The sequence below is a fragment of the Amycolatopsis sp. MJM2582 genome (genome assembly GCF_000754115.1).
Classification (GTDB): domain Bacteria; phylum Actinomycetota; class Actinomycetes; order Mycobacteriales; family Pseudonocardiaceae; genus Amycolatopsis; species Amycolatopsis japonica.
Genome location: NZ_JPLW01000001.1, coordinates 1,557,908 through 1,579,535 on the forward strand (window position 1 = coordinate 1,557,908; position 21,628 = coordinate 1,579,535).

22 protein-coding genes are annotated in these 21,628 nt (G+C 68.4%); 14 read left to right on the forward strand and 8 right to left on the reverse strand.

The features are described from left to right. Nucleotides 1-134 precede the first annotated feature (134 nt). Complete coding sequence (locus tag ED92_RS07635; RefSeq protein ID WP_369797380.1) at nucleotides 135-815, reverse strand: hypothetical protein; 681 nt, start codon at nucleotides 813-815, stop codon at nucleotides 135-137. A gap of 54 nt (nucleotides 816-869) precedes the next feature. Here ED92_RS07635 and ED92_RS07640 point away from each other — a divergent pair, with 54 nt between their 5' ends. Next, nucleotides 870-2,156, forward strand: coding sequence for an adenylosuccinate synthase (locus ED92_RS07640; protein WP_037334603.1), 1,287 nt, complete (start codon nucleotides 870-872; stop codon nucleotides 2,154-2,156). A gap of 68 nt (nucleotides 2,157-2,224) precedes the next feature. On the opposite strand, the gene ED92_RS07645 is transcribed toward ED92_RS07640, so the two are convergent. Next, entirely contained in the window at nucleotides 2,225-2,719 is a 495-nt protein-coding gene (locus tag ED92_RS07645; RefSeq protein ID WP_037334605.1) for an OsmC family protein, read from the reverse strand. A 122-nt stretch (nucleotides 2,720-2,841) separates the two neighbouring features. Between ED92_RS07645 and ED92_RS07650 the strand changes: the two genes are divergently transcribed. Together ED92_RS07650 and ED92_RS07655 are read left to right on the forward strand one after the other, a co-directional pair. Continuing rightward, nucleotides 2,842-3,777 carry an LLM class F420-dependent oxidoreductase gene (locus tag ED92_RS07650; RefSeq protein ID WP_037334607.1) on the forward strand — a complete coding sequence of 312 codons (936 nt, stop codon included), beginning with the start codon at nucleotides 2,842-2,844 and terminating at the stop codon, nucleotides 3,775-3,777. Nucleotides 3,778-3,917: 140 nt separating this feature from the next. Then, nucleotides 3,918-5,141: an aromatic acid/H+ symport family MFS transporter gene (locus ED92_RS07655; protein ID WP_037334609.1), complete on the forward strand. Its 1,224-nt coding sequence runs from the start codon at nucleotides 3,918-3,920 to the stop codon at nucleotides 5,139-5,141. Here ED92_RS07655 and ED92_RS07660 read toward each other — a convergent pair. Together ED92_RS07660 and ED92_RS07665 are read right to left on the reverse strand one after the other, a co-directional pair. Further along, nucleotides 5,125-6,663 carry an amino acid permease gene (locus ED92_RS07660; protein ID WP_037334611.1) on the reverse strand — a complete coding sequence of 513 codons (1,539 nt, stop codon included), beginning with the start codon at nucleotides 6,661-6,663 and terminating at the stop codon, nucleotides 5,125-5,127. The two genes, ED92_RS07655 and ED92_RS07660, sit on opposite strands and share 17 nt — an antisense overlap. 441 nt (nucleotides 6,664-7,104) lie before the next feature. Continuing rightward, entirely contained in the window at nucleotides 7,105-8,223 is a 1,119-nt protein-coding gene (locus ED92_RS07665) for a glycerophosphodiester phosphodiesterase (RefSeq protein WP_037334613.1), read from the reverse strand. Between the two features lie 176 nt (nucleotides 8,224-8,399). On the opposite strand from ED92_RS07665, the gene purD reads away from it, so the two are divergent. The 7 genes from purD to ED92_RS07700 all read left to right on the forward strand — a co-directional run bounded on the left by purD (nucleotide 8,400) and on the right by ED92_RS07700 (nucleotide 14,837). After that, nucleotides 8,400-9,662, forward strand: a complete 1,263-nt coding sequence (gene purD / locus ED92_RS07670; RefSeq protein ID WP_037334615.1) for a phosphoribosylamine--glycine ligase — start codon at nucleotides 8,400-8,402, stop codon at nucleotides 9,660-9,662. 136 nt (nucleotides 9,663-9,798) lie between these two features. After that, nucleotides 9,799-10,185: a PE domain-containing protein gene (locus ED92_RS07675; protein ID WP_037334617.1), complete on the forward strand. Its 387-nt coding sequence runs from the start codon at nucleotides 9,799-9,801 to the stop codon at nucleotides 10,183-10,185. Beyond that, a complete protein-coding gene (locus ED92_RS07680) occupies nucleotides 10,136-10,777 on the forward strand; it encodes a DUF3558 domain-containing protein (RefSeq protein WP_235213214.1) in 642 nt (213 codons plus the stop codon). Before ED92_RS07675 ends, ED92_RS07680 begins: the two co-directional genes overlap by 50 nt. A 10-nt stretch (nucleotides 10,778-10,787) precedes the next feature. Beyond that, nucleotides 10,788-12,443 carry a hypothetical protein gene (locus ED92_RS07685; RefSeq protein WP_037334622.1) on the forward strand — a complete coding sequence of 552 codons (1,656 nt, stop codon included), beginning with the start codon at nucleotides 10,788-10,790 and terminating at the stop codon, nucleotides 12,441-12,443. 4 nt (nucleotides 12,444-12,447) lie between these two features. Beyond that, a complete protein-coding gene (locus ED92_RS07690) occupies nucleotides 12,448-13,218 on the forward strand; it encodes an ESX secretion-associated protein EspG (RefSeq protein WP_037334625.1) in 771 nt (256 codons plus the stop codon). A gap of 147 nt (nucleotides 13,219-13,365) precedes the next feature. Next, on the forward strand, nucleotides 13,366-13,677 hold the full coding sequence (locus ED92_RS07695; protein ID WP_026467133.1) for a hypothetical protein: 312 nt from the start codon (nucleotides 13,366-13,368) through the stop codon (nucleotides 13,675-13,677). A gap of 44 nt (nucleotides 13,678-13,721) precedes the next feature. Next, entirely contained in the window at nucleotides 13,722-14,837 is a 1,116-nt protein-coding gene (locus tag ED92_RS07700) for a transglycosylase SLT domain-containing protein (RefSeq protein WP_037334627.1), read from the forward strand. Between the two features lie 185 nt (nucleotides 14,838-15,022). On the opposite strand, the gene ED92_RS07705 is transcribed toward ED92_RS07700, so the two are convergent. Continuing rightward, nucleotides 15,023-16,207 (reverse strand): FAD-dependent monooxygenase, encoded by a 1,185-nt coding sequence (locus ED92_RS07705; RefSeq protein WP_052120312.1) that lies wholly within the window; start codon nucleotides 16,205-16,207, stop codon nucleotides 15,023-15,025. Between the two features lie 143 nt (nucleotides 16,208-16,350). Here ED92_RS07705 and ED92_RS07710 point away from each other — a divergent pair, with 143 nt between their 5' ends. From ED92_RS07710 to ED92_RS07720, 3 genes are all read left to right on the forward strand, one after another. Further along, nucleotides 16,351-17,259, forward strand: a complete 909-nt coding sequence (locus ED92_RS07710) for a TetR/AcrR family transcriptional regulator C-terminal domain-containing protein (protein ID WP_037334630.1) — start codon at nucleotides 16,351-16,353, stop codon at nucleotides 17,257-17,259. Between the two features lie 9 nt (nucleotides 17,260-17,268). Beyond that, entirely contained in the window at nucleotides 17,269-18,456 is a 1,188-nt protein-coding gene (locus tag ED92_RS07715; RefSeq protein ID WP_037334632.1) for a pyridoxal phosphate-dependent aminotransferase, read from the forward strand. 85 nt (nucleotides 18,457-18,541) lie between these two features. Further along, nucleotides 18,542-18,727 (forward strand): hypothetical protein, encoded by a 186-nt coding sequence (locus tag ED92_RS07720; RefSeq protein ID WP_007032516.1) that lies wholly within the window; start codon nucleotides 18,542-18,544, stop codon nucleotides 18,725-18,727. Here ED92_RS07720 and ED92_RS07725 read toward each other — a convergent pair. The 3 genes from ED92_RS07725 to ED92_RS07735 form a co-directional block, all read right to left on the reverse strand. Further along, nucleotides 18,724-19,545: an SAM-dependent methyltransferase gene (locus ED92_RS07725; RefSeq protein WP_037334635.1), complete on the reverse strand. Its 822-nt coding sequence runs from the start codon at nucleotides 19,543-19,545 to the stop codon at nucleotides 18,724-18,726. The genes ED92_RS07720 and ED92_RS07725 overlap by 4 nt on opposite strands. Before the next feature lie 88 nt (nucleotides 19,546-19,633). Next, complete coding sequence (locus ED92_RS07730) at nucleotides 19,634-20,224, reverse strand: HAD family phosphatase (protein WP_037334637.1); 591 nt, start codon at nucleotides 20,222-20,224, stop codon at nucleotides 19,634-19,636. Between the two features lie 2 nt (nucleotides 20,225-20,226). Continuing rightward, nucleotides 20,227-21,255, reverse strand: a complete 1,029-nt coding sequence (locus ED92_RS07735; RefSeq protein WP_037334640.1) for a low specificity L-threonine aldolase — start codon at nucleotides 21,253-21,255, stop codon at nucleotides 20,227-20,229. A 135-nt stretch (nucleotides 21,256-21,390) separates the two neighbouring features. Between ED92_RS07735 and ED92_RS41615 the strand changes: the two genes are divergently transcribed. Further along, nucleotides 21,391-21,628, forward strand: a 238-nt coding sequence (locus tag ED92_RS41615; RefSeq protein WP_037334643.1) for a sigma factor, incomplete at its 3' end; no start/stop codon positions are given.

The following is a 21,628-nucleotide window of genomic DNA, read 5'->3' on the forward strand; positions in this document are numbered from 1 at the left end:
ATGACCCACGCAACACCATCGGATGACACTCTGCTGGCTATTCGTGAACGGAGGGTGTCACGAGCAGGTAGGACAGGGTGTCCGTCTCCGAAAAATCTTCGGAAAGTCCAGCTGAAGGTTCTGAGCCGAACGGCCTAGTCCAGCCCGCGGACCAGCCGGAGATCCTCGGTGTGCCGGTACCAGGTCCACCGGCTCATGGCCCGCGGATGGGCGACGCCGTCGCTGCTCGGCCGCGTCGGGATGCAGCCGAGCTGGAACGCCCGCGCGTACTGCGTCGAAGGCCGCTTGAACAGTGTCCCCTTGGTCACCCGGACCATCAGCCCAGGGCCGCTCGTGTCCGGCTCGACCTCGATCGAGCGCGCGGGCCCCCGAAGGACGGTGTGCTCGTCGCAGTAGGCCACCCCGCGGATCATCCCGATCACCCCGCGTCCGACCAGCACGCCGCCGGTGTCGTCGCGGATCAGCGGCACCGGGTCGACCTCGCCGCGCAACGCGAGCGAGAGGGCGCGCAGCGGCTGCGTCGGCAGGCTCCAGATGCGGGCGACGTCGGAGTCCGGCGAGGAAGGCACGAAGCCGAGCGACACGCCCGAGAGCTGTTCTTTTCGTAACAGCCGCAGTGCGACCGCCGCCAGGTCGGCATCGGTGCCCGCGACCACGAGGTGATCGTGTTCCCCCAGCAAGGGGTCGATATCCGCCTTGCCGGGGCGGCTCGGGACGTGCACCATTTCGACGTCGTCGATCTCCGGGAGTGTGGGCTCGCCCGCCGGACAGACCACCACTATTCCGCGCACCCGAAGGCCCTCCGTTACGCTCATGCACCGGCATTTACCAGCGCCAAACCACAAGTCGCCGAACACCTGGAGTGTCACATGCCGGCCATCGTGCTGATCGGGGCCCAATGGGGGGACGAGGGCAAGGGCAAGGCCACCGACCTGCTCGGCGACCGCGTCCAGTGGATCGTGCGTTACCAAGGCGGTAACAACGCGGGCCACACCGTAGTCCTTCCCGACGGGCAGAACTTCGCCCTCCACCTCATCCCGTCCGGAATCCTCACGCCGGGCGTCACCAACGTCATCGGCAACGGCGTCGTCATCGACCCGGGCGTGCTGCTCGACGAACTCGCCGGGCTGGAAGAACGCGACGTCGACACCAGCAAGCTGCTGATCTCCGCCGACGCGCACTTGATCATGCCGTACCACGTGGCGATCGATAAGGTCACCGAGCGTTACCTCGGCAGCCGCAAGATCGGCACCACCGGCCGCGGCATCGGCCCCTGCTACCAGGACAAGATCGCCCGCGTCGGCGTCCGCGTGCAGGACCTGCTCGACGAGAAGATCTTCCGGCAGAAGGTCGAGTCGGCACTGGAGTTCAAGAACCAGGTGCTGGTCAAGGTCTACAACCGCAAGGCGCTGGACGCGAACCAGGTCGCCGACGAGGTGCTGGCCGCCGGCGAGAAGTTCGCGCACCGCATCGCCGACACGCGCCTGCAGCTCAACCAGGCCCTCGAACGCGGCGAGACCGTGCTGCTCGAAGGCTCGCAGGGCACCCTGCTCGACGTCGACCACGGCACCTACCCGTTCGTGACGTCGTCGAACCCGACCTCCGGCGGCGCGAGCGCGGGTTCGGGTATCGGCCCCGGCAAGATCGAGACCGTGCTGGGCATCCTCAAGGCCTACACCACCCGCGTCGGCTCCGGCCCGTTCCCGACCGAGCTGGACGACGAGTCCGGCGAGTACCTGCGCAAGCAGGGCGGCGAGTTCGGCGTCACCACCGGCCGCTCACGGCGCACCGGCTGGTTCGACGCGGTCATCGCGCGCTACGCGGTGCGCGTCAACGGCATCACCGACTACTTCCTCACCAAGCTGGACGTGCTGTCCGGCCTGGAGAAGGTGCCGGTGTGCGTCGGCTACGAGGTCGACGGGGTCCGCACGTACGACATGCCGATGACGCAGACCGACGTGCACCACGCGCTGCCGATCTACGAAGAGCTGCCGGGCTGGTTCGAGGACATCTCGGGCTGCCGCACTTTCGAAGAGCTGCCGGCGAACGCGCGGGCGTACGTCGAGCGGCTCGAAGAGCTCTCGGGCGCGCGGATCTCGGCGATCGGCGTCGGTCCGGGGCGGGAGCAGACCATCGTGCGGCACGAGTTCGTCTGACCCCCTTCGCGTGCTAGGAAAGGTCCTTTCATTGCAAAATTTGCAATGAAAGGACCTTTCCTAGCGTCTTAAGCGAGCGAGGTCTTCACCGGCGTCGGGTTCCGGAACAGGTCCAGCACCGGGCAGTGCTCGTCCACCTGCCGCTTCAAGTCCTCGTAGACCTCCGCCCCGGCGGGCCCGCTCAGCTCGACCGAAACGCGCACGTCCCCGAAGCCCGGCCGCGTCTCCGAGAACCCGAAGAACCCGTGAAGGTCGATGTCGCCGTCCACGGTCACCTGTACGCCTTCGAGCGGCACACCGAGCTTCGCCGCCCAGAACTGGTACGTGATCACCTGGCACGAGCCCAGCGCGGCGAGCGCGTACTCGACCGGGTTCGCCGCGGTGTCGGTGCCGCCGAGTGCGGCGGGCTCGTCGACGGCGAACGAGTGGTCGCGCACCCGCACGTCCACCCGGGTCGCGGTCCCGGGGGTCAGCGCGTTGGCGACGCTGAACGAGACGGCGGCGTTGCGCGGGTCGGCGTCGACGGCGGTCTTGGTTCCTTCGATGACATCGGTCAGCGACATCGGGTCTCTCCAGGATCGAGGTGTCGGACGCCGCCCAGGGTGGGCCACCACCGCGATCCGCGCGCATGATCCCAACTGGTGAACGGCGAAATATCCTCGAGGCGCCGTCGTTGGCCTCGAACATGACCATCGGAGTGGCACTCCCGTCCGGGGACACCGCGGACGCCGTCAACATCGTCGACGAACTCGTCACCCAGACCCGGCAGGCCGCCGACGCGGGCCTGACGTCGGTCTGGTTCTCGCAGCAGATGGAGCACGACGCGATCACCGTCGCCGCCCTCGCGGGCCGCGCGGTCCCGGGGATCACCGTCGGGACGAGCGTCGTCCCGATCTACCCGCGGCATCCCTTGCTGATCACCGGTCTCGCGCAGACGGCGCAGGCCGCCACCGGGGGCCGCTTCGTGCTCGGCCTGGGAACCGGCGCGAAAAACTGGCTCGAACCGGCGTACGGCATCGAGTACCCGTCGCCGATCAAACACCTTCGCGAGTACCTGACGATCCTCCGTCAGGTGCTCGGCGGCGGCGAAGTCGACTTCCACGGCGAGACGGTCCGGGCACACGCCAAGGGTTTCGCGGCTTCGCTGTCCGTCGCGGGGTCTTCGGACCTCCCGGTGATCGTCGCCGCGATGGGACGGCAGGCGCTGCGCGTCACCGGCGAGCTCGCCGACGGCACGATCCCGTTTCTCGCCGGGCCCAAGGCGCTTTCCGGGCTGATCGTCCCCGAGATCACCAAGGCCGCCGCCGGCCGTCCGGCGCCGCGGATCATCGCGATGGCCCCGGTCGTCGTGACCGACGATCCCGACGCCGTGCGGGCCACCGTCGACCGGCAATACGCGTTCTTCCGTGACATCCCGTCCTACCGCGCGGTCTTCGACGCCCAGGGCGTGGATTCCGCCGGTGAGCTGGTGATCGCGGGGGACGAGGAGACCGTCGCCGCCGAGATCCAGCGGTACTTCGACGCCGGGGCGACCGAGGTCGTCGCGACACAGAGCGGCATCCGGAACACCGAAGAGCGGCTTCGCACCTGGCGGGTTCTCGGGGAGCTCGTGAAGCGCTGACGCTCGTGTCATGAAAGGGCCGTTCAGGACATTCATCGTCCTGAACGGCCCTTTCATGACATCCAGGGGCTCAGTGGCCTTGCTCACAGCGTTCGGATTGTGCATACTCGTGCGCATAGCGAACACAGCTGGAGGTCCCCATGTCCCCTGCCGCGGCCCGTTCGTGGGTGGTCCCACTCGCCTGGACGGCGGTACTGCTCGACGGATTCGACCTGGTCGTCCTGGGTACGGTGCTGCCCGCGCTGCTCCGTGACCACGTCTGGGGCCTGACGCCGGGCACGGCGTCGGTGATCTCGACGGTCGGCCTGATCGGCATGACGATCGGCGCGCTGGCGATCGGCACGATCACCGACGTCATCGGCCGCCGGAAGGCGCTGATCATCGCGGTCACCGCGTTCTCGGCGTTCACCGCGCTCTGCGCGATCTCGCCGTCGGCGTTCGTCTTCGGCCTGCTGCGCTTCCTGGCGGGGCTGGGCCTCGGTGGCTGTCTGCCGACGGCGATCGCGCTGGTCACCGAGTACGCCCGCAAGGGGAAGGGTGGCAGCGCGACCACCACGGTGATGACCGGCTATCACGTCGGCGCGGTACTCACCGCCCTGCTCGGCATCTGGCTGATCCAGCCGCTCGGCTGGCGGGCGATGTTCGTCGCGGGCGCGCTGCCCGCGCTCGTCCTGGTCCCACTGATGATCAAGTACCTGCCGGAGTCCGAGACCTTCGAGCGGGCGCGGGAAACGCAGGAGAAGTCGGCGACCGAGGTCGTCGGCGGGCTGTTCCGCGGCGGGCTCCTGCGCGCCACCATCGCGTTCTGGGTGACGTCGTTCATGGGGCTGCTGCTGGTCTACGGGCTCAACACCTGGCTGCCGGAGATCATGCGCCAGGCCGGGTACCCGCTGGGTGCGGCGCTCGGGTTGCTGCTCACGCTGAACCTCGGCGGGGTCGTCGGCCTGCTCGTCGCCGGCCGGGTGGCGGACAAGGTCGGGGTCCGGCCGGCGGTGATCTTCTGGTTCCTCGGCGCGGCCGTGTTCCTCGCCTTGCTGAGCGTGAAGCTGCCCGCCGTCGGCCTGTACGTGGCCGTGTTCCTCACCGGCGGTTTCGTGTTCAGCGCGCAGGTGCTCGTGTACGCGTACATCGGCAAGACGTACCCGGACGTCATGCGCGCCACCGGGATCGGCTGGGCGGCGGGTGTCGGCCGGGTCGGCGCGATCTGCGGCCCGATCCTCGGCGGCGCGCTGCTGAGCGCCGGGATCGCTTATCCGTGGGGTTTCTACGCCTTCGCCGGAGTCGGGGCGTTGGGAGCGGCCGCGGTGACCGGAGTCCGCGCGGGCCGCTCCCGGGAGAACGTCGCCGCTACCCCAGTTCCTTGAGTTCCTTTTCCACGGCGGCGAGTTCCTCCTCGGAGCCCTGCACCTTCGGACCCGTGAACCACTTGCGTGCCGAGACGAACCACCACACCGCCGCACCACCGAGTACGACGAGGAAGGCGATGGGCGTGTAGTTGAAACTGTCGATGGTGACCGGTGATCCCTGCGGAAGCATGAACAGCACGAAGATGAAGCAGACCCAGACGGTCGCGATGGTCCCGACGAGCTTGCCCCAGCGGCCGAGGTTCCACGGTCCTGGTTCGAAGTCGTCACCCTTGCGCACCCGCAGGAACACCGGGATCACGTAGGCCACGTAAAGCCCGACGACGGCGATCGAGGTCACCGCCGCGTAGGCGGTCGCGCTCCACAGGTACGGCAGGGCGAGCAGGAGCGCGCCGCCCGCGGCCAGCCACACCGCGTTGGTCGGTGTCTGGGTGCGCTTGTTGATGCGGTGCCAGAACTTCGATCCCGGGATCGCGCCGTCGCGGGCGAAGGCGTAGATCATCCGCGAGTTCGCGGTCACCGACGCCATCCCGCAGAACAACTGGGCCCCGATACAGATCAGCAGGAGGAACTTGCCGGTCGTCGCGCCGGTCGCGTCGATGAAGATCTGCGCGGGCGGCACCCCGGTCTCGGATTCCACGGCGCCGTCGTAGTCCTGGATGGCGAAGGTGAGGCCGATCAGCAGGATCCATCCGGCGACCAGGGAGACGAGGATCGAGTTGATGATGCCGCGCGGCCCGGCCTTCGCCGCGTTCTTGGTCTCCTCGGTCATATGCGCCGAGGCGTCGTAACCAGTGAGTGTGTACTGCGCGACAAGGAGCCCCAGTAAGAAGACGTAGACCGGGGACGCCCAGCCGGTCTTGTTCACGAACTCGCCGAAGACGAAGGACGCGTTCTGGTGCTTGGCGGGCACGACGATCAGCACCCCGACGATGACCAGCACACCCACCAGATGCCACCACACGCTGATGCTGTTCAGCAGCGCCACGATCTTGACGCCGAAGGTGTTCAGCAGGCCGTGGATCACCAGGATGATCGCGAGCAGCAAAATCGTGTTGCCCGGTGTCGCCTCGAAGCCGAACTGCAGGTCGAGGAAGGCGTTGAGGAACAGTGCCGCGCCGAAATCGATCCCCGCGGTGACGGCGATCTGCCCGATGAGGTTGAACCAGCCGGTGAACCACGACCACGCCGCGCCGTTGCGCGGGGCGAGCTTCGCGGCCCAGTAGTAGAGGCCGCCCGCGGTCGGATAGCTGGAGCAGACCTCGGCCATGCCCAGCCCGACCAGGATGACGAACAGGCCGACCAGCGGCCAGCCCCAGATCATCGCGGCGGGCCCGCCGGTCTTCATGCCGAACCCGTAGAGGGTCAGGCAGCCGGAGAGGATCGAGATGATCGTGAAGGAGACGGCGAAGTTGGAGAAGGTCGACATCGTGCGCCGGAGTTCCTGCGCGTAGCCGAGTTGGTGGAGCCGGGCACTGTCTTCGTCGGCGGGTTCTGCGGCCTGCTTGTCAGAGACATCCATCGGGCACCCACTTAAAAGGTATGCGGACAGACCATTGAGATCCGCCGAAATTAGGCCCGCCGACCTGCGCATGTCAAGGTCCCGTCAAGAAACCCTTCCCCAGATGTCAGGAAAGGGTCGTTCAGGACGAAGAACGTCCTGAACGACCCTTTCATGACACTTGCACAGCTGTAGGGCCACTGGATGTAACCAGTGGGGGCGCAAGCGTTACCGCGTGTGAGGGGTGTGTGGAAATAGAGACGTTCAACGTCCCCGTTTCCACACACCCCCACGTCTTCGGCGGTCTGACCGTCGTGCCGGGCGGTCACGCGGGCACTGTGTGGATTTCTGGTCACCCAACGCCCCAAAATCCACACAGTCGGCGGCGACCGTTCCGCAGGCCTTGCCTTGCGCCTGGAATCCCCTCAACGACCGGCCCGCCCGTCACCACCGCGAGAGAGCTCAGCGCCCCTGGAACGCCTTCACAGCCTCCAGCGCCGTGTCCGGGTGGTCGGCGAAGTACCCGTCGACACCCGCCTTGAGGAAAGCCTCCTGCTCGGCGAACGCGTTGCCGTACTCGGCGAGGTTCGCCGACGAACGCAGGCTCTGCGGGAGGAAGTTGTTCTCGTTGCGGAACGTGTACGGCCCGACCTTCAGCCCGGCCTTGTGCGCGTCGGCGACGAGCTTGGTCGGCTGCCCCAGCGCGCCGTTCACCACCGGGATGACCTGCGCCTTCTCCGGGCCCAGGTAGTCCGCGTACTTCGAGATCTCCTTCAGGCCCGCCGGCGTCACGAGGTCGGCGTACGTCCGCGGGTCGCCCTTCGCGACGAAGTCGGCCGGAGCGCCGGAAGCCGAGGTCAGCTGCAGCAACGGCACCCGCACCTGGCGCGAAAGCTCGATCAGGTTCGACACCTCGAACGACTGGATGATCACCGGCGCCTTCGGGTGGTTGAGCCCGTTGCGCTTGAGCAGCTCGACCAGCTTCGGCTCGGTCGGGTTCTTGATCGACGAGAAGTAGGTCGAGTGCTTGATCTCCGGGTACGTCCCCAGCTCACGGCGCAGTTCGCGGCCCAGGCGGCGCGTCAGGTCGAGCACTTCCTGGTAGGTGGCGATCTGGTAGCGGCCGTCGTAGATCTTGTTGTTCGGCCGCAGCTGCGGGATCCGCTCGGTCGCGCGCAGGGTCTTCAGCTCGGCGAGCGTGAAGTCCTCGGTGAACCAGCCGGTGAACGACGTGCCGTCGATGACCTTCGTCGTCTTCCGGCCCGCGAACTCGGGGTGCTTCGCGACGTCGGTGGTCCCGCCGATCTCGTTCTCGTGCCGGGCGACGAGCTGGCCGTCCTTGGTGGGCACCAGGTCGACGTCGACCCAGTCGACGCCCTGGCGGTAGGCGAGCTCATACGAGGCGAGCGTGTGCTCCGGGCGGTAGCCGGGGGCGCCGCGGTGTCCGACGATCACCGGCCCATCGTGGCCCTTGGCCGACGCCGACACATCTCGGGCACCCGGCTCGGCGGCGCCGGCCAATCCGGTGACACTGAGTACGGCGAGTCCGGACAGGGCGAGCACGCCCAGGCGCTTTCGCATGGTGGATGACCTCTTTCGGTTGAACTCGGGGTACCGCGCCACCCTTGACGCAGGAGGCGTCCGGACGGCGAAGACGGACCGGCGGAGGCCTGACCGCCGGGTGAACGCCGGATGGAACCACCCGCTCGAGGACGGCGACGTCTCTGTAGCTCACCGGCCCGGTTACCCTGTGCGTCGTGCGCGTACTGGTAATCGGGTCCGGCGCCCGTGAGCATGCACTCGTCCTCGCGGTCGCGGAAGACCCTTCCGTCACCGCACTGGCCTGTGCCCCGGGCAACGCCGGCACCTCTTCGGTGGCCGAGCAGCTCGGCGTCGACGCGGCCGACCCCGAATCGGTCTCCGCCCTCGCGAAGCAGTGGCAGGCGGACCTGGTGGTGGTCGGCCCCGAGGTCCCGCTGGTGGCGGGTGTCGCCGACGCGGTCCGGAAGGCGGGCATCGCCTGCTTCGGCCCGTCCGCGTCCGCGGCCAGGATCGAGGGCTCGAAGGCCTTCGCGAAGGACGTCATGGCGGCCGCGAAGGTGCCGACGGCGCACTGCGAGGTCGTCGACAACCCGGCCCGTCTCGACGCCGCGCTCGGCCGGTTCGGCCCCACCTGGGTGGTCAAGGACGACGGTCTCGCCGCGGGCAAGGGCGTCGTGGTCACCACGGACGTCGACGTCGCGCGCAAGCACGCCCTGATGCTGCTCGACGGCGGCCACCCGGTGCTCCTGGAGTCGTTCCTCGACGGTCCGGAGGCATCACTCTTCTGCTTCGTCGACGGCCGCACGGTCGTCCCGCTGCTGCCCGCGCAGGACTTCAAACGCGTCGGCGACGGCGACGCGGGCCCGAACACCGGCGGCATGGGGGCGTACGCGCCGTTGCCGTGGGCGCCGAAGGACCTGGTCGACGACGTCGTCGCCCGGATCGTCCAGCCCGTGGTCGACGAACTCGACAACCGTGGCGCCACCTTCTCCGGCCTGCTCTACGCCGGTCTCGCGCTGACTTCCGAAGGCCCGCAGGTCATCGAGTTCAACTGCCGCTTCGGCGACCCGGAGACCCAGGTCGTCCTGGCGCTGCTCCGCAGCCCGCTTGGCAAGGTCCTGCACGCGACGGCGACCGGCAAGCTCGCCGAACTGCCGCCGCTGGAGTGGGATTCCGGTGCGGCGGTAACCGTCGTGCTCGCTGCCGACGGTTACCCCGGCAAGCCGAGGACCGGCGACGTCATCACCGGTGGTGAGCTCGAAGGCGTGCTCCACGCCGGCACCCGCCGCCGCGACGACGGCGCCGTGGTCTCCTCCGGCGGCCGCGTGCTGTCGGTCGTCGGCACCGGCAAGAACCTGAAGGCCGCCCGCAAGGACGCCTACGCGACGGTCGAGAAGGTCCACCTGGCCGGCTCCCACCACCGCACCGACATCGCCCTGCTCGCCGCCAAGGGAGAGATCGCCACCCCGGTCTCGTGAATTCCGGACGGAACCGTTCCGGTCCCTGGTGCGTCTAACCCGGTATTTCCGGCAAAGCTTAGGCAGCCGATACATCCGCGTTGGTAGCCTCAGGCAGGACGAACGGTCACCGTGCGCAGTGTCCAAGGGGTGGGGAATGGCAGCATCGGGCAAGGTCCAGGACCTCACGTCGGCGGTCCCGACGCCACCGTCGGTGGCCGACATCAGAGTCGATCCGTCGAAACTGCTCGAAGTCGCGAAGATCGTCGAAGAGCAGGTCGACGCGTTGCAGGACAAGCTCATGACGCGGCTCGACCAGCTGCGGATCGACACTCCGGCCAACGACACCGTGAGCGTGCACGCGACCGACGTGTGGAACTCGCTGGTCGCCGACGGCGACCAGTCGTACGCCGCGCAGGTCCGGGCGTACGTGGCCGGGCTCCGGGGATTGGTCAGCCAGCTCCGCACGGCGGCCAAGGAGTACAAGACCAGTGATGCGGACAAGGCGGCCGCACTCGGGGACCGTGGTGTTCACCGGGCGTAGGCCCCGTGTGCTGGTGTCCGGCGGCGTGCTCACCCTCGCCTTGGCCGGATGTACCACGGACACGGGCGGCCAGCCGTTCCCCAACGAACCCGCGCTGGCTTCGGCCACGCAGGGTGCCAAGGCGTCCGCGCTGCCCGCCAGGCCCGCCGAGCTGCCCCTCCAGGGTGTCGATCCGTGTGCCCTGCTCGCCGATCCGCAGCTCGACCGGCTGAAGATCAACAGTAAACCGCGCACGGCCGCCGAACCGATCGACGGCCCGACCTGTGTCTTCGACGCGGACGCCGAGCAGCCCTTCCACAGCTATTACGTCCGCACGATCACCGCGGACGTCGAAGAATGGTTCACCGGCAAGCGCCGCAAGAACAGCATGACGACGGAACCGGTGCAGGTCGAAGGGTTCCCCGCCATCAGGAACCACCGTGACACCGGCACGCCGGGTGATTGCGAAACGCTCGTCGGTGTCGCGAAAGGACAGACGCTGGCGGTGCGGGCCGTCACCATCACCGCCGGCGCGTTCACCATGCCGCAGCTGTGCGAGAAATCCGCACTGGCGGCCGATTTGGCTTTGCAGACCTTGAAAGCACGCAATTAGGGAGGGCGGCGTGAACGTTTCCGACCTCGCGGGCAGGCTCCGCGATCTTCGGTTCGACGGCTACACCGACACCGGGATCGCGACCGAGATCGAGCAGTTCCGCAGCGGCGACGGCACCGGCAGCATCGGCATCGCCGTCGACGCGCTGAAGGCCGTCGCGGGCGCGCTCGCCGACACCGACAAGACGCTGCGTGACGAGCTGGGCAAGCTCGGCGTGGAATGGCAGAGCGAAGCGGGCGGCGCCGCCGGTCAGGTGTTCACCGAGCAGGCGGGTTTCTCCCAGGACGCGAACACGAAGGTCTCGCATTCCGCGGAGATGATCTTCGCCCAGGGTGAGGCCTTCAACCGGACGCTGCACAAGCTCCCGGATCCGGACGTGGTCCGGAAGGGCGCCGGCGGCCTGACCGTCGGCGACGTCCTGCTGAGCCTCATCGGGTTCGAGACCGACCACGCCAAAACCGTCAGCGCCGCGAACAACGCGCGGGCGCAGGCGCAGGAGGCGTTGAACGACTACGCCAAGACGAGCGGCGAGAACCTGCTGACGACCGACACCCTGGCCGATCCGCAGGCGATGAACCTGACCCAGACCACGACGACCGCCGGCGCGGGCGGCGGGTCCGCCCCGCTCGACCTCGCGGGCACGGCCACGGATCTGACCCCGGACGGCAGCGTGCGCCCCGCGTCGGCCGCCGTCGAGTCGAAGTACGTGCCGCCGGTCGCGCAGCCGGTCAGCCACCCGAAGGCGCCGTCCTACGACGCCCCGACCCCGGCCTACGGCGTCGCCATGGGCGGTGGAACGGCTCGGAAGACCGCTTCGGCGGCGCCCGGCCCAGGTACGACCGCTCCCGCGTCGGCGGGCTCGACGACGCCGGCCGGCACTTCGCGGCCGGCTCCCGCCCCGGGTTCCGGCTGGGTGACGCCGAACCGGCCGTCCCCGCAGCCCGAACAGGGCAGGCCTTCGTACCCGGTCACCGGCTCTCCCGCCTCGCCGCCGTTCGTCCCGCCGGGCGCGCCGTCCAACCCGAACATCCCGCCGGGCCAGTCCACCGGCAGCCTGCCGCCGAACAGCACCACGTCGGCGCAGCCGGTCGGCAAGTCCTTCGGCACCGGTCCCGGTATCGACGCCGCACTCGGCAAAGGCGCCGGTTCCAGCTCCGGCCCCGGTGTCTTCGGCAACGTCGGCGGTGGTGCCGGTGGCGACCAGGCGCTCGGCAAGGGCCGCTCGGTCGGCTCCGGACCGCAGGCGCCGTTGGCCCCCGGCAACGAATCCGGTCGCGGCTTCCCCGCCGTCCCGAAGGTCACCGGTCCGGCCGCGGGCGATCTGGGCGCCGGTGCCGCCGCGCTCGGCGCCGGTGTCGCCGGTGGCGCGCTGAGCGGTGACAAGGAACGCGACCGCCGTCCCCGTCAGGAAGGCGGCGTGAAGCCGACCCGTCAGCTGCCGATCGGCGAACTTCCCGAAGAGGAGGCCATGCGGCGCTCGGAGAAGATCGGCGCGAAGCAGCCGAAACCCGAGTCGAGGTTCATGGAGCGCGCGGCCACCCAGGACGTCGAAGAGGACGCGGAGCACATCAGGCGTTATGGCGTCGACGACAAGGACCTGTTCACCGACGAGCGCCTGGTGTCGCCCGACGTGATCGGTGACCACGGCAACCGGGAAGCGCGCTGAACCTGTGCCGAACGACAACGGCAGCCTGGTGCTGTCCGCACTCGAGTTCGAAATGCTCTGGGAAGCCGAAAGGCTGCCCCGCCGCCATGTCGCACTCGACGTGCCGAGCCCCGGAACGACCCATACGGAGCGGGCGGCACTGATCGAAGAGGCCTGGGAATCCCTGCGCGCGCGAGGGCTCGCGCGGGGACATCAGGCGTCGGGCGAACTGGTCGACATGCTGAACCTGTTCGCGCACCCCCGGCTCGCGATCGACGTCTGGGTGTGGACCGACCGCGAGATCAAGGGGCAGGCGGTCAGCGTCGGCAACCAGGCGTTGCTCGGCGTGATCGACGCCGGTCAGGTGTGGCTGATCCCGGCCCGCGAAAGCTCGCTGGCCGAAGCCGCCGTCTCGGTCGCGGGTGATCTCGGCCCCGGGGTCGGCCAGTCGATCAGCATCCCCCACGACGTGCTCGTCCAAGCCGACGCCGCGGCTCGCGGTGACGCGAAAGCGCTGGTCACGGCTCTGGAAGATCTGGACGTGCCCCTCTGGCAGGCGCAGGAGGCGGCGGGCATGCTGCTGGGCCAGGAGGCACGCGGCCAGTTCGGTGCCGAACGCGCGGGCCGAGACGGCCGCCCCCGGCGCGCGGGCGGCGTGGTCGCCTTCTACGACACGGACGCGGGCCGCTATCTGTTCCAGGTCGCGCGGAACCGCGACGGGCGGGATTGGGCGACCATCACCCCGGCGGACAATCAGCTGCTGGCGACGAGGATCCGGGAAGTCGCCGATTTCTGATTCGCCCGATTATCGGCGGGGTGGAAGTTGGCGTGGATACGCACACGGCCCCCTGCCGAGGTCTTAAAGTATGCGCGGGAACCGTCTTGATCGGCCGCGCGTCAGATCGGGCGGACACAAGTTTTTCCGTGAAGGGGATGACGAACCGTGCCTGTGTACGACCCGGATTCCATGGGGATCGCCGCCGGTCAGGTGGAGAAGCTCAAGGACGAGTTCGAGAAGACCAAAAAAGGCGTCACCGGGATGGATGACGAGAAGGAAAGCCCCTTCGGCGGAGTGGACGAGCACGGCGACGCGCACGGCGCGGTCGGCAAGTTCAAACAGGGTGTCCACAACGAATTCGATTCGGCCGGTCAGCTGATGGAGGCCACGGCCTTCGTGCTGCGAAAGGCCGCGGGGCTGATCAAGGAGACCGAAGCGGTCCACGTGGACAACCTGAAGGTGCACGGGGACCTGTGACGACTCGCCAGGCCTGGGGGCCGAAGACCAAGGGGGCTTGAGCAGTGGCTTTGAACGGTGTCGGCGCCGGCACGCCGGACGGCTGGGACGGACTGACCCAGAAGGCCGAGCAGATCAGCAAGGTCAACCTCGCCGCCATTCAGAACGCGTCGAGGCAGTTCAAGACGGCCGCCGACAACGCGGGTGACCACAGCGCGGCGTTGTCGACGTCGACCGAGGCGCTGAACGGCGGCGTCTGGGCCGGGCCCGCCGCGGAGGCCTTCTTCGAGTACGTCAAGTCGATCACCAAGGCCGGCAAGAACGTCGAAGAGCAGCTGGGCAAGGTCGTCGACGACCTCGATCGCGTCCACACCGATCTCGGCAACATCAAGGCCCAGGTGAAGGGCGTCTACGAAGACGCCGAAGCGGCGGTCAACACCAGGAACGCGCAGGCGGAGAAGGACAAGAACGCGGCGATCACGGCCGCGGCGCAGGCCGAGAAGGATCACAAGCCGGCGCCGAGCCCTTCGGCCGACGAGATCATCCAGAAGGCCAAGACCGACATCAACGGTATCGCCAAGGACGCGGACGGCCGGGTCAAAGGCCTGCTCGACCAGGCCAACCAGATGATCCAGAAGTCCCAGGAACTGATGAAGAAGGACATCCAGGGCGGCTATTCCACCGTCCCGATGCCCGGCAAGGACGGCTCCGTCCCCAAGCGCACCGGCGGACTCCACGCCGGTGGTGGCGGTGGAGGAGGCGGTGGCGGTGGTGGGGGCGGCGGCCTCGGCCCGAGCGGCGGCCCGCCGTCGACGACGCCGCCGGGCAACGTCCAGCAGTGGATCCAAGAGGCCATCAAGATCCTGCAGGCCAACGGGATCCCGGTGACCGAGGCGGATATCCAGAAGATCTGGACGATCATCGAGAAGGAGTCCGGCGGCAATCCCAACGCCATCAACAACTGGGACTCCAACGCGGCGAAGGGCACGCCGTCGAAGGGGTTGATGCAGTGCATCGACCCGACCTTCAACGCGCACAAGCTTCCCGGGCACGACGACATCTACAACCCGGTCGACAACATCATCGCGGGCGTGCGGTACACGTTCTCGCGGTACGGCGGTTTCGATGGCCACCCGGGTCTGAAGTCCATGGCCGGTGGCGGCGGATACCAGGGCTACTGACGAGATCGACCGGCTCGCTTGCCAGCGTTTCGGGCCCGCCAGAAGTACGTGAAGGCCCCCTTGAGGGACTCTGGGTCCCTCAAGGAGGCCTTCACGGCTATCAAGACGCGTGTCGTCCCTTCCGTCACGTGTGTCGTCCGTCCAGTCACGCGAGTCCCCCGGTCGGCGCACCCCAAGGGCCGCCGTCAGTAGTCCTTGAGTGCCAAGGCGTTCGCCGCTTCCGTGAGCGGTCGCATGGCCGCCTTCATCAGCCGGTTCCGGAACGGAAGATGAGGCAGCACCCGCATCGACTGGATCTGTTTCCACTGCCGGAACCGCGTCTGGTTCTTCTGGTTCATCGCGGCCAGTGCTTGGTTCTTGAGCACGAACGGCCGCATTTCCCTTTCGTAGGAAGAAAAAGCGGCGCGGTGGTCAAGAGAAGCGGCCAGCGACCCGGCGAGCACGTAGGCCCCGACGATAGCCAAACTGGTGCCCTGCCCCGAAAGCGGCGAGGGGCCATAGCCCGCGTCGCCGACCAGCGCGACCCGTCCGTCGGTGAACCGGTCCATCCGGATCTGGGTCATGGAATCGAAGTACAGCTCGCTCGACGCCATTTCGCGAAGCAACCGCGGCACTTCCCAGCCTTGACCGGCGAACCGGTCGGCGATCAGTTTTCGTTGCTGCTCCAGGTCGTGCCGGTCGAAGTCGAGCTCCGGCGACTGGAAGCCGAGCATCGCCCGCGCTTCCGTGTTCTTGCGCGCACTGTACAGCCCGGCCAGTTTCCCCGGCGTCATGTGGAAGGTCTGCCAGCGGTCCAGATCGAGGAAGTTCGGCACGGTGAACACCGCGAGATAGGTGTCCATGTGGTGCGAAAACTCTTTCTCCGCCCCGAAAACCAGTGACCGCACGGCCGAGTGCTGCCCGTCCGCGCCGATGACGAGGTCGAAGTCTCGGGCCTCTCCGCGTGCGAAGGCGACTCGGACATCGTCGGTGCGCTGCGTGATCCCGGTGATCCAGTCCCCGTAGACGTACTCGACGCCCTCCTGAGCGACCGAAGCCAGTGTGTCGGTGAGGTCGTCCCGCAGGATCTCGACGTCCTCGCTGTCGGTGAGCCCGCCGGTCAGCGTGTGGTCGGTGACGTTCACGAGGGTCTTGCCCTCGCCGTTCACGAACGACATCCCGCGCATGTCCGTCCGCAGCTCCCGGAGGCGTTCGAGCACCCCCATCCGGTCGACGACGCCGAGCGCCGTGCCGCGGATGTCGACCGCGTGCCCGCCGACCCGGGGCGCGGGCGCCCGCTCGACGACCGTCGGCGCGAAACCGTGCCGGCGCAGCCAGTAAGCCAGCGTCGTGCCGGCGATCCCCGCGCCCGAAATCAGGACCTTCCGCATGTCCACTCCCTGTGTACGGCGTTTTGAAGCACTGCGTACAACGTATGGACGCTGCGACTCGACCCCAGGAAAAAGCCTGGAAAATCCCCGCTGCACTAGTGCGATACGGCTAGTGCGCCGCCTGGAACGCGGTAAGGTGCACTATGGCAGGAACCGAGCCGCCCTACCTGCGGATCGCCGCCGAGATCCGTCGCCGGATCACGTCCGGCGAGCTTCGCGAGGGCGACAAGGTCCCGTCGACCCGCCGGATCATCGCCGAATGGGGCGTCGCGATGGCGACCGCGACGAAGGTCCTCGCCACACTCAAACGGGACGGCCTGGTCGTCGCCAAACCCGGCGCGGGCACGGTCGTCGCCACCCGCACCCGGAAGGCCGCGCCGAGGACCGAGGCGGAGCTGTCACGCGAGCGAGTGGTGAAGGCGGCGATCCGGATCGCCGACGCCGAGGGCATCCGCGCGCTCTCGATGCGCCGCGTCGCCTCCGGGCTCGGCGTCGCGACGATGGCGCTTTATCGCCATGTCACCGCGAAGGAGGAGCTGATCCTCGAGATGGCGGACATGGCGCTCGGCGAAATCCGCTTCCCGCCCGAGCCGCCATCCGGCTGGCGGGCCCAGCTGGAGCTGATGGCGAGGGCGCAATGGGCGCTGTTCCGGCGGCATCCCTGGCTCGCGCAGGCGCTCTCGATCACCCGCCCGCAGCCACTGCCGAATCTGCTGACGCACGCCGATTGGGCGACCCGCGCGCTCGACGGTCACGGCCTCCCGCCGTCGACGATCATGTACGCGCACATCACGATCTTCAACCACGTACGCGGCATCGCCCTCAACTTCGAGGCCGAAGCCGACACCGAATCCGGAACGGCGGTCACGGCCGACGCCTGGCTGGCGGAGCACGAGCCGATCCTCTGGGATCTGGTGTCCGGCGGTCGTTTCCCGAACTTCGCCGGTGTCGTCTCCCGCGCGCCGTTCGACTACGACCTCGACACGCTCTTCGAGTTCGGCCTGCAACGGCTCCTCGACGGCTACGCGGTTCTCCTCGCGAAGTCCGGTTAGCCTCACGTCATGCTCATCCCCGGTCCCGCCGCACGTTCCGACGTCCCGCCGTTCCATGTCATGGACGTCCTTTCGGCCGCACAAGCCCGGCAGCGCAGCCACGGCGACCTGGTCCCGTTGCTCGCCGGGCAGCCGTCCGCCCCGGCGCCGGGACCGGTGCTCGAAGCCGCGCAACGCGCGCTGAAGGACCACAACCTCGGCTACACCGAGCAGCTCGGCATCCCGGAGCTGCGCGAGGCCGTCGCGGAGCACTACAACCGCACGTACCCGGTCGACGTGAGCCCGCAGGACGTCATCATGACGACCGGTTCCTCCGGTGGTTTCCTGCTTTCGTTCCTCAGCGCCTTCGAGGCGGGCGACCGCGTCGCGATGGCGCGTCCCGGCTACCCGGCCTACCGCAACCTGCTGAAGGTGCTCGGTTGCGAGGTCGTCGAGTTCGCCACCGGGGCGGACACGAACTTCCAGCCGACCGTCGCGCTGCTCGACGAATTGGGGCCGATCAAGGGACTCATCGTGGCCAGCCCGAGCAATCCGACCGGCACCGTCCTGCCGCCGGGTGAACTGGCGGCGATCAGCGGCTGGTGCGCGTCACGCGGTGTGCAGCTGATCAGCGACGAGATCTACCACGGGATCTCCTACGGCGCCGGACTCGATTGTGCCTGGCAGTACGGCACGGAAGCGCTCGTCCTCGGCTCGTTCTCCAAGTACTTCGCCATGACCGGCTGGCGGCTCGGCTGGATGCTCGCGCCGCAGCGGCTGCATCGCGCGATCGACGTCCTGACCGGCAACTTCACCATCTGCCCGCCCGCGGTCTCCCAGCACGCCGCGGTCGCCGCGTTCACCCCGGAGGCGTACGCGGAGGCCGACGGCCACGTCGAGCGCTACCGGGCCAACCGCGACGTGCTCTTCGCCGGTCTCAAGGGCATCGGCATCGACAAGCTCGCGCCGGCCGAGGGCGCCTTCTACGCTTACGCCGACGTCTCCGCGTACACGACCGACAGTCTCAGCTGGTGCCAACGGCTCCTCGCTGAAACGGGCGTCGCGATCGCCCCCGGGATCGACTTCGACCCGGTCGACGGCGGCCGGTTCGTGCGGTTCTCCTTCGCGGGTGCTCGCGAGGACATCGACGAAGGGGTCCGCAGGCTGGGCCAGTGGCTCACCGCTCAGGGGGAACCCGGAAATCACCCTGAACGTTAGCCGGAATGAAGGCGCTCGCGAGCTTCGCCTGACAACCTGGACTCACCGGGCCCGCTCGGGCACGGTGAGGCAATCGGAGGATGCCATGTTCTGGAAGATCGTCGGCGGGCTGATCCTGGCTTGGGTGGCCTTCATGGTGCTCGGATCCGTGCTCGGTTTCCTCGTGAAGGCCGTCTTTTGGATCGCCGTCATCGGCGGCGCGGTCTTCCTCGGCACGGCCGCGTACGGCGCCATCAAGGGTAAGGGCACCCCGAAGCAGCTCCGCCGCTAAGGCTTACGCGCCACCCCGCCGAGCGACGTGAAGTTCACGGGCGAAAGCGGGGTGAAGCGCGGGCCGTCCGGCCACCACAGGTGCGGGTACGTCAGCCCGGGCTCCATGAGATCGAGTCCCTCGAAGAACGACTCGATCTCGTCACGCGTGCGGTACAGCGTGTCCAGCCCCGTGCCGTTGAAGCGCTTCTCGAGTGCCGTCGCGACATCGGCGGCTTCGGAGCCGTCGGCGGGGTTGTGCTGGTGCAGCAGCGCGACGAACGAGCCCGGGGCCAGCGCGTCGACGTAGGCGCGGACGGTCTTCCGCGCCTCGTCGAGGTCCTGGAGGTGGTGGACGATCGCGCACAGGACCAGCCCGACGGGCCGGTCGAAGTCCAGCCGGTGGGTGCGGGCGAGTTCCTCGACGACCTCGGCCGGTTCGGTCAGATCCGCGGCCACCATATGCGCGAAGTCGTTCGCCGCGAGCAGCGCGCGGCCGTGCGCCTGCACCACCGGATCCCGGTCGACGTAGACGACCTGGGCCTCGGGGTTGTACCGCTGCGCGACCTGGTGCGTGTTGTCCATGCTCGGGAAACCGGAGCCGAGGTCGAGGAACTGGTCGATGCCTTCCCGGTCGGTCAGGTAGCGCACGGTCCGCACCAGCCAGTGCCGCACTTCTTTGGCCATCGCCTGCGCGTCCGGCGAGATTTCCAGGATCTGGCGCAGCGCCACCCTGTCCGCCTCGTAGTTGTCCTGGCCGCCCATCAGCGCGTCGAAGACCCTCGCGATGCTCGGCCGGTCGAAATCGACGGGAACGAACGGGCGCTGGTCCGCTGACATGGGCACCTACCGGGGTAACTCGGTTTGGACGCGTTCAGCGTAGGTCATCCGCTTCACCGCGCGTAAGCGGATGAGCGGTGAGGGTGAATTATTCCTCCGAAGAGCCGAAGCCGGATTTCGCTGTTGTCACGCCGACCCACCGTTCGGCCTTCATCCCCACCGCCCGTGCTCCGTCCACATTGGACTGACGATCGTCGAAGAACAGGCAGTCGCCCGGTTCGGCGCCGAGTTCGGCGAGCAGGATCCGATAGATCTTCGCGTCGGGCTTCATGCAGCCGAGATCACCCGAGAAGAGCTTCACGCGGAATAGCTTCGCCCACTCCTGCTCGCGCACCCAGCGGCCGAAGGTGGACGAAGCGTTCGAGAGCAGCGCGAGCGCCGCGCCGGCCTCGTGCAGCCCTTCCAGCAGTTCGAGGACGTCCGGTTCGAGGTGCGTCCAGCCCTCGACGTCGATGCGGGTCAGCTCGTCGGCGAACGCCTTGTCGACAGGGACGTTCAGCGCGCGGCCGACGTTCTGCCAGTACTCGAGGTCCGAGCCGCCGGAGTCGTACTGGACCCGCTCGGCCCAGTAGTGCGGCTCGAAGTCGGCGACATCGAGGTCGAAGGCCTTGGCCAGGGTCGGCAGCGCGTCGGTGTGCTCGCTGATGACGTCGCCGTAGTCGAAGACGATCCAGTTCATGTTCAGCCCCCGGTCTTGACGCGTTGAAGGGTTTCTTCGATGTCCGCCGCGGAAAGGTCGCGGTGCGCGACGAAGCGGATCCGGCCCGAGCTCGGCAGGGTCAGGATCCCGAGCCCGGCCAGCCAGGCCAGCCGTCCTTCGAGGTCCGGTGCGGTGACCTGCACGATGTTGGTCTCGGGAGCGTTGACCTCCCAGCCGAGCTCGGCGAACCCGGCCGCGAGCCGGGTCGCGTTCTCGTGGGTCTCGGCGAGGTCGCCGATGCGGTCCAGCGCGACCATGCAGGCCGCGGCCAGCACGCCGGCCTGGCGGACGCCGCCGCCGAGCATCTGGCGCATCCGCCGTGCCTTCTCGACGAACTCCTCGCTGCCGGCCACCACCGAGCCGACGGGGGCGCCGAGGCCCTTGGAGAAACAGGCGGACACGGTGTCGACGCCGACCGTGAGGGCCGCGGGCGGGACCTCCAGTGCGACCGACGCGTGCCAGATGCGGGCGCCGTCGAGGTGCACGGTCAGCCCGGCCTCCTTCGCGATCGCGACCAGCTGCGCGTGCTCGTCGGGCGGGGTGACCGCGCCGCCCGCCGTGTTGTGCGTGTTCTCCAGGCACAACAGCGGGGTGCGCAGCGCGTAGTACGGCCCGCGCGGGACGCCGATCGCGGCCGAAAGCGTCTCCGGCGTCGGGCGCCCGGGCCCGGCGTCGTGCTCCAGCGGCTCCGGCATGCCGCCCGCGAGCCACGCGGCGGAACCGAGTTCGTCGGTGATGACATGCGAGCCGCGCGGCGCGAGGAACCGGTCACCACGCTGGAGATGGATGCTCAGCGCGATCAGGTTCGCCATGGTCCCGGACGGGGTCCAGAGCGCGGCGGGCATACCGAGGAGTTTCGCGGCGCGCTGTTCCAGCGCGGCGACGGTCGGATCGCCGTCGAGGACGTTGTCGCCGACCTCGGCCTTCGCCATGGCCTGGCGCATGACGTCGTCGGGACGGGTGACGGTGTCGGAGCGGAAATCGATCAGCGGGAGAGAGCGCGAGGTCACGGTACGATCACATCACATCGACGGGCCCGCCATGAATCTCCTCCCCGGCTGGTCCGCCGCGCCCGCTCATGCAACCGTGGACGCCCCCGGTTCCGTCCTACCCACCGACGAGGCAAGAGCGGAGACAAAAACCGCGTGAACCAGCGCGACGAACAAGAGTTCGCGGAGTACTTCGCCGCGAAGCGGGACTCCGTGCGCAGGACCGCGTACATGCTCTGCGGTGACTGGCATCGTGCGGACGATCTCGCGCAGACGGCGTTCGTCGCGCTGCACCGGAGGTGGAAGAAGATCAGAGAACGGGCGGCGACCGACGCCTACGTGCGGAAGACGCTGGTCAGGGCGGCCATCGACGAGTCGAGGCGGCCGTGGCGGC